Annotated in this window: 11 protein-coding genes; 1 reads left to right on the top strand and 10 read right to left on the bottom strand. The window is 66.7% G+C overall.

The annotated features are described in order from the left end of the window. Window positions 1–152: 152 nt before the first annotated feature. From ACIA76_RS41615 to ACIA76_RS41605, 3 genes are all read right to left on the bottom strand, one after another. Window positions 153–659 carry a putative quinol monooxygenase gene (locus ACIA76_RS41615; RefSeq protein ID WP_397160780.1) on the bottom strand — a complete coding sequence of 169 codons (507 nt, stop codon included), beginning with the start codon at window positions 657–659 and terminating at the stop codon, window positions 153–155. Window positions 660–739: 80 nt separating this feature from the next. Beyond that, window positions 740–1,198, bottom strand: a complete 459-nt coding sequence (locus tag ACIA76_RS41610) for a nitroreductase family deazaflavin-dependent oxidoreductase (RefSeq protein ID WP_397160779.1) — start codon at window positions 1,196–1,198, stop codon at window positions 740–742. A 40-nt stretch (window positions 1,199–1,238) separates the two neighbouring features. After that, window positions 1,239–1,457 carry a hypothetical protein gene (locus ACIA76_RS41605; RefSeq protein ID WP_397160777.1) on the bottom strand — a complete coding sequence of 73 codons (219 nt, stop codon included), beginning with the start codon at window positions 1,455–1,457 and terminating at the stop codon, window positions 1,239–1,241. Between the two features lie 483 nt (window positions 1,458–1,940). Here ACIA76_RS41605 and ACIA76_RS41600 point away from each other — a divergent pair, with 483 nt between their 5' ends. Then, the gene (locus ACIA76_RS41600; RefSeq protein WP_397160776.1) at window positions 1,941–2,507 is read left to right on the top strand and encodes a CAP family protein; all 567 of its coding nucleotides are present in this window, start codon (window positions 1,941–1,943) and stop codon (window positions 2,505–2,507) included. Window positions 2,508–2,907: 400 nt separating this feature from the next. Here the strand turns inward: ACIA76_RS41600 and dprA are convergent, their stop codons facing one another. The 7 genes from dprA to rplS all read right to left on the bottom strand — a co-directional run bounded on the left by dprA (window position 2,908) and on the right by rplS (window position 8,900). Continuing rightward, window positions 2,908–4,068 (bottom strand): DNA-processing protein DprA, encoded by a 1,161-nt coding sequence (dprA, locus tag ACIA76_RS41595; protein ID WP_397160774.1) that lies wholly within the window; start codon window positions 4,066–4,068, stop codon window positions 2,908–2,910. A 265-nt stretch (window positions 4,069–4,333) separates the two neighbouring features. Further along, window positions 4,334–5,842: a YifB family Mg chelatase-like AAA ATPase gene (locus tag ACIA76_RS41590; protein ID WP_397160772.1), complete on the bottom strand. Its 1,509-nt coding sequence runs from the start codon at window positions 5,840–5,842 to the stop codon at window positions 4,334–4,336. Then, entirely contained in the window at window positions 5,842–6,198 is a 357-nt protein-coding gene (locus ACIA76_RS41585; RefSeq protein ID WP_397160770.1) for a YraN family protein, read from the bottom strand. Before ACIA76_RS41585 ends, ACIA76_RS41590 begins: the two co-directional genes overlap by 1 nt. Before the next feature lie 96 nt (window positions 6,199–6,294). Then, entirely contained in the window at window positions 6,295–6,600 is a 306-nt protein-coding gene (locus ACIA76_RS41580) for a DUF2469 domain-containing protein (protein WP_011210678.1), read from the bottom strand. Window positions 6,601–6,710: 110 nt separating this feature from the next. Then, on the bottom strand, window positions 6,711–7,406 hold the full coding sequence (locus tag ACIA76_RS41575; protein ID WP_397160784.1) for a ribonuclease HII: 696 nt from the start codon (window positions 7,404–7,406) through the stop codon (window positions 6,711–6,713). A gap of 124 nt (window positions 7,407–7,530) precedes the next feature. Next, window positions 7,531–8,337 (bottom strand): signal peptidase I, encoded by an 807-nt coding sequence (gene lepB / locus ACIA76_RS41570; RefSeq protein WP_397160769.1) that lies wholly within the window; start codon window positions 8,335–8,337, stop codon window positions 7,531–7,533. Between the two features lie 221 nt (window positions 8,338–8,558). Further along, on the bottom strand, window positions 8,559–8,900 hold the full coding sequence (gene rplS, locus ACIA76_RS41565) for a 50S ribosomal protein L19 (RefSeq protein ID WP_397160767.1): 342 nt from the start codon (window positions 8,898–8,900) through the stop codon (window positions 8,559–8,561). Window positions 8,901–9,038 lie beyond the last annotated feature (138 nt).

Below are 9,038 nucleotides of genomic sequence, written 5' to 3'. Positions count from 1 at the left end.
CTGGCGTCGCAGACACCAACACCGCGCCCGCACCAGCCACTACCAGCGACGATCAAACCAACTCACACGAACGTGAAGTCCGGCTGGAGTACTAGCGCGGCCGAGCAGTCACGGAGCGCACTCTGGATGCAACGCACCGAAGATCGCGGCACTCACCGGCGAAGCGGCACCGCTGCCAGCCAGTCGAATGCACCACGCGTCGCGGTAAAGGCCGCCCAGTTCAGGCTCGCGCCGGAAGCACATCCGCCCTCGGAGCAGTTCCGGCCCGGTAACCCGATCACGGCGCCGTCTCGGAATCCTTGGGGTGGAAGGTCTTTCGGCCGAATGAACTCGATCGAAGTCGCTCGCGAGTCAATCCTCGACGTACCCCCGGGCATCGACAATGCGGCCATAGGAACTCGCCAGTGGGCGGCGAGCAGCAGGCGGCGCGTCACCGCGCGGACCGGTTCGCTGTGGGTCGCATTGTCGTGAGCTGCCTTGTTGATCCACAGCTGGGTCGCCCAGAGGGCGTCCGGATTATCGAGGGACGTGCCGATGCTGTAGGCGAGCAGTCCGCTGGTTTCGGCCGCCGCGTCGCCAATCAGCCCGACGACCGCGTCACGCTGACCCGGCTGAGCCGTTGAGTGCACGTAGACGCCGAACCTGGCGTCGTCGGACATCGTCCCTCCGATGGTGGAACTTCCGAACCCCACTGTAATGCTATGAGGCGCACCATTATCCAGCTCGCAGTGCGCAACCATTATCGCGGAGTGAGCCGGACCACCGGATATTCCCGGTCCGATTTGGTTTGATACTTCCCGTAGCGAGGCTGGTCGGCGGCGATGTGCTGCCATGCCTGTTCGCGATCGGCGCCGTCGAGCCGATGCGGCGTGACCGGCACGGTGCCCCGGCCCGGCAATTCGATCGACGCCCGATCGGGGTGCGCCATCAGATTGATGTACCAGTCCGGATTTCGTTTCCCGCCGCCCGACGCGACGAGCAGCCACGCATCCTCACCATCGGCGAACCAGGTAACCGGCGTCTCCCGTGCCTGCCCGCTGCGGCGTCCCACGGTCTGCAGGATCAGCACGTCCATCCCCATGAACTTGCCGCCTCTACGCCGGATACGGGAACTCGTCCACGCATTCATCTTCCGCTGCACCCATCGCGACAGCGCCCCGGGCCCCTGTCGATTTCCGGCCTTCCGATTCTGTGCCATTCCTACCTCCAGTCATGCCCCCGTGACCGAGCCGAATTCCTCAGCCCTCGACGGTATCCCCAGCGATGACGCTAATCGCGGACCCTCGCCCGGCGCTTCTCCATTCCTGATCGTTGCGATGCTCCGGCTCGCCGCGACCGAATGCGGTCAGCGCCTCGGCGACGGTGGCTATCGCGTGGACCTGCACGCTCTCCGGCAGCCCAGCCAGCACCCGCCCAGCGTTCCGGACGGGTGTCGACAACCACCACTTCCTCCTCATCGCACGGACGGTGGGATCACACTTCTGGATCGGACCATTCGCGATGACGGTCGGGCGCGGAGCCATCCAGGACTGTCGAGAGTCCGAATAACACTCCGTGCGGTTGATCAGACTGACTGGTCTCCCCTGTGGCGCGGCGCCTCCCCGACTGGGGGCAGCAACGATATCCGCGGCTGCGTTATTTTGTCCTACTGATCACGCTTCAACCGACCCTACGACCTGACAATCTGCTGATCCGCACAGTGCGGATGCATCCCCGCGCGGATCGTCACACCGATCGAGATGGCATCGAAAAGGGCAGCAACCCACCGTTGCTGTCCCTTCCCCTTCCTCAGTTGGCTCACGATCAAGTCCTCGCTTCCCCTTCGTAACGCATCATCTGCAAGATGTCGAACCACCGCGACAGCTCGAGAACGGAGATGAACCATGGCTATATCTCGACCGGGTGTGCCGAACCGCCGCGTCGCGGCAGTGGCGGGAAGCATGATCGCGCTGGGCCTCGCGGTCGGACCTGCTGGCCCAGCCTGGGCCGACGATGTTCCCCCCGGCGCTACCCGTAATCCGCTCCCCGACCACACGGATACGGCCTTCGAGCGTGCGTGTCTCAACGCCCTCAATGCGGACCGCACGGTCCATCACGCGGCGCCGCTGCACATCAGTCCGAATCTCGTCACCTACGCCAAGCACCGCGCCGACTACATCAGCCGAGCAGCAGGTCTGAGCGCCGGGCACCATGGCCTCGATACGCATTATGGGGAAACCCTGTACTGGGCCGGCAGCAGTCAACCGAAGGCGGCCGCCTGCTCCGAAGCCGTACGCTCCTGGTACGCCGAAGGCAGCCAATACGATTACAACAACCCGGGCTTCTCCTCGGATACGGGTCACTTCACCCAAGTGGTCTGGGCCAGCACGACCGAGGTCGGATGCGCCCGGGCCGCTGGACAGGACTCGAACATCTACGAGACCTACGTAGTGTGCGTTTACTCTCCCGCCGGCAACATAACCGGCAAGTTCCCGCAGAACGTTGCTCCGAAGGAAATGCAGCCGTAATTCATTGGAGCGCAGGGCATCGGCAGCACGCGTCGATCAGGGTAGCGCCAGGGAACGTCGTCGACGTCGATGCCGCGTGACCGAGATGTTTTCGGCCATTCCTACACCCCAGCGGTGTCCCTGTCGCGAGTTATATGAGCCACAAGACCGCGGTGAAGGCGGCGGTCGATCTCGTGGACTCCGTTGGCCTGTAGAAGATTTCAGGCTTACGTGCCGTCGACAAGGTCTCACCGTCGGGCACCACGACGTTTGGGTCGCAGGAGACCCAGAGCGGCAAGTGTCCGCGCCACCTCCGGCTCGGCGAGGACGGCCGCCGCCGCGGGCAGCCCCCGTGCACATCCGATATCGCAGCGATCCTCGAACATCTCATGAGCTCGATCCTGTTCTGTCATAGGTGCTTTCACCGCGGTTTCCTGACGATGCGGAACCAGCCCGAGGCATCGCATCCGACCAGACCGGCCAGTTCCAGCGCGGGAAGGGTGGCTCGGACGGCGGGGAGGGGCAGGCCGGATTGGCCGGCCAGGTCGGCGGGCTGGCGGGAGCCGATCTTGGGGAGCGCCGCATAGACCAAAGCTTCGTCGCCGCACAGATTTTCGTCGTCGGATCGGGTCTCGGGCAGAGACAGGCGTAGCGGGCCCGCCTCGTCGAGGACCTCCTCGGCGCGGGTGACCAGCAGGGCCTCACCCTCGCGGATCATGCGATGGCAGCCGACCGAGGAGGCGGAGGTGACCGGACCGGGCACCGCCAGCGCCGGGCGGCCCAGGCGGCGCGCCCATTTCACCGTGTTGCGAGTGCCGCTGCGCAGGCCCGCCTCGACGACGAGGACACCATCGGCGAGGGCGGCCACGAGACGGTTGCGCGCCAGGAAATGGTGTTTGTGGGCGCTGGTGCCGGGCGGGTATTCGCTGACCACCAAACCGGTTTCGGCAATCTGCGTCAGCAGCCTGTCGTGCTGGGCGGGATAGGGGCGATCCACCCCGCAGGCCAGCACGGCGATCGTGGCGCCGCCGGTGGCGAGGGCGGCGCGATGCGCCGCACCGTCGATGCCGAAGGCCGCACCCGAAACGATCGTCCAGCCCCGTGCCGCCAGATCGCTCACGATCTCCCCCGTCACCCGCTCGCCGTACCCGCTGCTGCATCGCGCGCCCACCACGGCCACGGCCTGCTCGGTGGCGGCCAGCAGACACAGTGGTCCGCGCACCCACAACACCAGCGGCACGGCCGCGTCCGCGTCCCGCCCGGGATCCAGCTGACCCAATCCGAGCATCCGCCACGCGGGCCATTCGTCGTCGTCGGGTGTCACCACGCGCCCGCCCAGGCGGGTGATCGTGTCGAGATCCTCGTCCGGACAATATGTTCCGCGCCGTTTCTCGGTGGGCCCGCGCAACGACTCCGGCAGCTCGCGTTCCCGCACCGCTCGTGCCGCCTCCACCACTCCCACCTGCTCGATCAAGGCCGACAGCGCCGCACACGGTCCCGCCACTACCCGCGACAAGTACACCCACGCCAACCGCCGCTCGTCCGCGTCGAGCATCACCACATCCTCTGTACGCCCGAACATTTCGACCTCCCCTCCGGTCACCATCGACGTCCATCCGCTCCCCCGCCACGCGGTACCGCCGGGCTGCCCGCGCATCCCCCTCTCTATGCTTCCGGTACCGAAAACAGCGCGTTCCCAGGCGTATCCGCTCTCCGCCGCTCGCCCCACGCAGCGATACGGCCGCAATCGGCCAGCCCCGAAATCCGCACTCGCCCGGGCCGCCACAGCAGGTCTACGATGTCGCAGGCATCTCGCAGGCGCATCGGCCGACCTGCGCGGCCGGGCCTCATTGCGTCCCTCGCTGGCGAAAGTTCAACGCCTGCATGACATCCTGTGCGCTCGGCAGATCGCCGCCACGCAAGTCGCAGATCGTCCACGCGACTCGGATCGCGCGATCGGCTCCGCGCGCGGACATCCGTCCCTGACGGAGCGCGTTCTCCACCGGCGTGAGCGATTCCCGCGGCAGTCGGAAGCGCTGGCGCAGAACATGTCCCGGAACCTCGGCATTGGTGGCCCAGCCGTATTCCTGCCAACGCGCGGCCGCCGCACCGCGGGCGAGGGTGACCCGGCCGCGCACGGTCTCGCTGCTCTCGGTCTCGGTGGCGGCGAAGGCTCCGGAGGCCTGGCCGTGCATCTGGACCCAGATATCGATGCGGTCCATCAGCGGCCCGGACAACTTGCCGAGATAACGTCGCCGGGCCAGCGGTGCGCAGATGCAGTCCACATCGCGGGCCGGAGCACATGGACAGGGATTGGCCGCCAGGATCAGCTGGAAGCGCGCCGGATATCGAGCCACCCCATCGCGGCGGGCGATGCGAACCTCGCCCTCCTCCAAGGGAGTTCGCAGCGCCTCGAGCACCTTCGTGCCGATCTCGGCGCATTCGTCGAGGAACAACACGCCCCGATGCGCCCGGCTCACCGCGCCCGGGCGAGCCGAGCCCGAGCCGCCGCCCACGATGGCGCTGACCGATGTCGAATGATGCGGCGCCACGAACGGTGCGGCGGTGATCAACGGATGGTCGTCCGGCAGCGTTCCGGCCACCGAATGGATCGCCGTCACCTCCAGCGCCTCGCGCTCGGTCAACGGCGGCAACAGGCCCGGGAGCCGTTGTGCCAGCATGGTTTTGCCGATTCCGGGCGGACCGGTCAGCAAGAGGTGATGGCCGCCCGCGGCCGCCACCTCCAGCGCCCAGCGCGCCTCGTCCTGGCCCACCACCTCGTCGAGGTCACCGCAGGTGCGATCCGCCGGCGGCAGAAGACCGTCGGGAGAACGCAATTCGCCCTCGCCGCGCAGCCAGTCGATGAGCGCGCGCAGTGTATCGGCGCCCAGCACCCGGATGCCGTCGACCAGACCGGCCTCGGTCAGGCCCGATTCGGGCACCACCACCGTCGTGCGGCCCGCCTGCCGGGCGGCCAGCACCGCGGGCAGAATCCCTCGCACCCGCCGGATCCGGCCGTCGAGCGCGAGCTCGCCGAGCAGTACCGTGTCGGTCAGCCGCTCCCCCGGAATCGCATCGCCCGCATCGAGCACCGCTATCGCGAGGGCCAGGTCGTATACGCTGCCGACCTTGGGAAGGGTCGCCGGGGACAGCGCGAGGATCACCCGGCCGTCGGGCCATTTCTCGCCGGAATTGGTGACCGCCGCGCGCACCCTGTCGCGGGACTCCTGCAGGGTCGTATCGGGCAGGCCGACCAGATGTACCGACGGCAGCCCCTGCCCGACATCGGCCTCGATCTCGACGAGCTGGCCCTCCACACCGGTGACCGCCACCGAATACGCCCGTCCGAGCGCCATCAGAACACCGCCTCGAGATGTTCGATGACGGGCTCACGGTCGGGCAGCAGTAGCACCGACACCACATCGAATCGGATCCGTCGCCACGGCCCGGGGTGTTCCCTGAGCCACAGCACGGCCAGCTGTCTGATCCGTTGTTGTTTGATCCAGGTGACCGCCTCCGCGGGACGCCCGAACGACAATCCCGAGCGGGTCTTCACCTCTACGAACGCGGTCACCGCCGCGTCGCGGGCGATCAGATCCAGCTCACCGTAGCGGCAGCGCCAATTCCGATCGACGATCCGCATTCCGGCGTCACGCAGATATCGCGCCGCCAGTTCCTCACCGTGTGCGCCCAGCGCCAGATTGTCTGCCACCCGCCCAGCATGTCTCGGCGGATCGCGCGGGCCGGGGGGCCGACCTGGGGAAACAGATAGTCTGTGGACAATCGGAAAGCTGTGGACAACCTCGGATCACTCCGGCAGGCGCAGATCCGGTTTCTCCAGCTCCTCGATGTTCACATCCTTGAACGTGATGACCCGGACATGCTTGACGAAGCGGGCCGGCCGATACATGTCCCACACCCACGCGTCGGACATGCGCACCTCGAAGTACACCTCGCCGTCGGCGTTCTGCGGGCGCAGCTCGACGGAGTTGGCGAGGTAGAACCGACGCTCGGTCTCCACCACATACGAGAACTGGCCGACGATGTCCTTGTACTCGCGGTACAGCGAGAGTTCCATCTCGGTTTCGTACTTCTCGAGGTCCTCGGCGCTCATGCCTGTACCTCGCTAGCGCTAGGCTCCGGCATGACTGCCATGGTTCGCTCGCTCCGCTCGCTCATCGGGTGGAACGTCCTCCTTCTCGCCACTGATGCGGGTATCGACAATCATCCCGCATGCGCGGCATCGGCAGCCACTCGCGTCCCGTCCGGCATGTCCGGCTCGATCTCCACCGGGTCGATCGAATCGGTCAGCCGGACATTGCGCCAGGAACGGCGGTGCTCACTCGTGGGGCCGAGCTCCTTCAGCGCGGCCATATGTTCGGGCGTGTTGTAGCCCTTGTGCGCGGCGAATCCGTATCCGGGCAGCCGCCGGTCCATCTCGACCATCATGCGGTCGCGCGTCACCTTCGCCAGGATGCTCGCCGCGGCGATACAGGCGGCCGACGCATCCCCGCCGATCACCGGTAGCGACGGGACCGGGATGCCGGGCACGCGGAACCCGTCGGTCAGCACATATCCGGGTTCGGCGTCCAAACCCATGACCGCGCGACGCATTCCCTCGATATTGGCGACATGGATACCGATCCGATCGATCTCCCAGGCCGGAACGACGACCACCTTCCAGGCCAGTGCCCGGCGCTGGATCACCGGGAACAGCCGCTCCCGGGTCGCCTCGGTCAGTTTCTTGGAGTCGTCGAGTTCGGCCAGGGAGTCGTAGGCCTTGGGCGCCAGCAGGCAGGCAGCCACCACGAGCGGACCCGCGCAGCATCCGCGCCCGGCCTCGTCGACACCCGCCACTGGTCCGAGACCACCGCGGATCAGCGCCGCCTCGAGCGTGCGCAGACCACCGGCCCGCCGCATCACCACGCGCGGCGGCCAGTCGCCGCTGCGCGCGACGATGGTCGGAATCCGTGTGCCGCCCTTACCGTTCCGAGCGATGCGCTGCTGATTGCGCCCCACTGCACCCACCGTTCGATTATGCGATCTACTGCGGGTTCTGCGCGCGCACGGGTCCGATCCGGCTCGGCGGCCAGATCTTGAACACGGCCTTCCCGCGTACGTCCTTGATCGGAACCGTGCCCTGGTACTGGTCGTCCATATGAGCGCGGGAGTCGGCGGAACGGTTGCGGTTGTCACCCATGACCCAGAGATTGCCTTCGGGAACCTTCACCGGGCCGAACTCGCGGCCTGCCGCGTTCGAGCTGGCATAGGGGACTCCGGGGGTGTATTTGCCACCGTCATAAAGATATTGGGCGTACGGCTCGTCGAGCGGCTTGCCGTCGACCATGACCCGGCCCTGCGCATCGCAGCACTGCACGGTCTGGCCGCCAGTCGCGATCACCCGCTTGACCAGGTCGTTCTCATCCGGCGGGACGAGCCCGAAGAAGGAGAAGAATTCCTGGATGCCGCGCACCACGGTGTTGCTCGACCGGTTCGAGTGATAGGTCCGATTCCACGAATCGCTCGGCCCGACGAAGACCACCACGTCACCGGGCTTGGGATCGCCGAAGTCGTAGCTCAGCTTCTCGACGTAGATGCGATCGCCGGTGCAGCCGGTGCAGCCGTGCAGGGTCGGTTCCATCGACTCCGACGGGATCACATATGGGCGGCCGATGAAGTTCACCACCAGCGCCGCGATCACGGCGGCGATGACGATCAGGATCGGGAGCTCCTGCCAAAACGGGCGATTCTTCTTCTTATCGCCTCGGCCGCGTCGCCGCTTCGGCGAGGGATCGCCCGCGCGTTCGTCGCCAGGTTCCGGCACCGTCACCGACTCACTCTCCTCTGCCACGCCGAACAGACTAGCCCAGCGCACCCCCGACGGGCGTGCCACAGCCTGAGCGTATGCCATGAAAACCGCACGGTCGCATCCATGAAACGCTACGGAGCAAGCCTAGAGGCCCCTGGCCGGACAACACCGGAGACCCCCTGCGGCGCAGACAAAGAACCCCTACCCCGCACATCGAAGACCCCCGGCCGCCGGGCCGGGGGTCTTCGATCACAGTCTGACGCTCAGCGCTTTTCCTTGATCTTGGCGGCCTTGCCGCGCAGATCGCGCAGGTAGTACAGCTTGGCCCGGCGGACATCGCCGCGGGTCGCGACATCGATGTGGTCGATGTTCGGGCTGTGCACCGGGAAGGTGCGCTCGACGCCGACACCGAAGGAGACCTTGCGGACCGTGAAGGTCTCGCGGATGCCGCCACCCTGACGTCGGATGACGACGCCCTTGAAGACCTGGATGCGCTCCTTGTTACCTTCGATGACCTTCACGTGCACGTTGATCGTGTCGCCCGCGCGGAAGGCGGGGACATCGGTGCGCAGCGACTTTTCGTCGACGAAGTCGAGGGTGTTCATTTCCGTCCTTTGGAAGTTTCGCGTGAACAGAGGAACCTGGCGGCTCGAGACTCAACCGGTTCGTGCTCCGGATATGGGCGGTGCGCCGAGCCGTGAGCCCAGGGCAACTCGGCCATTCTGCCAGATCACGCGACCGCA

It is taken from the genome of Nocardia sp. NPDC051570 (genome assembly GCF_044454005.1).
Lineage (GTDB): Bacteria > Actinomycetota > Actinomycetes > Mycobacteriales > Mycobacteriaceae > Nocardia.
Note: the sequence above shows the minus strand (reverse complement) of the source record. Positions and strands in the feature narration are given on the sequence as shown.

Bases quoted from the DNA above. Each gene is read 5' to 3' on its own strand.
- ACIA76_RS41615 (WP_397160780.1), bottom strand. From the start codon at position 659: ATGTCCGACGACGCCAGGTTCGGCGTCTACGTGCACTCAACGGCTCAG.
- ACIA76_RS41610 (WP_397160779.1), bottom strand. From the start codon at position 1,198: ATGGCACAGAATCGGAAGGCCGGAAATCGACAGGGGCCCGGGGCGCTG.
- ACIA76_RS41605 (WP_397160777.1), bottom strand. From the start codon at position 1,457: ATGAGGAGGAAGTGGTGGTTGTCGACACCCGTCCGGAACGCTGGGCGG.
- ACIA76_RS41600 (WP_397160776.1), top strand. From the start codon at position 1,941: ATGATCGCGCTGGGCCTCGCGGTCGGACCTGCTGGCCCAGCCTGGGCC.
- dprA (WP_397160774.1), bottom strand. From the start codon at position 4,068: ATGTTCGGGCGTACAGAGGATGTGGTGATGCTCGACGCGGACGAGCGG.
- ACIA76_RS41590 (WP_397160772.1), bottom strand. From the start codon at position 5,842: ATGGCGCTCGGACGGGCGTATTCGGTGGCGGTCACCGGTGTGGAGGGC.
- ACIA76_RS41580 (WP_011210678.1), bottom strand. From the start codon at position 6,600: ATGAGCGCCGAGGACCTCGAGAAGTACGAAACCGAGATGGAACTCTCG.
- ACIA76_RS41575 (WP_397160784.1), bottom strand. From the start codon at position 7,406: ATGCGGCGGGCCGGTGGTCTGCGCACGCTCGAGGCGGCGCTGATCCGC.
- rplS (WP_397160767.1), bottom strand. From the start codon at position 8,900: ATGAACACCCTCGACTTCGTCGACGAAAAGTCGCTGCGCACCGATGTC.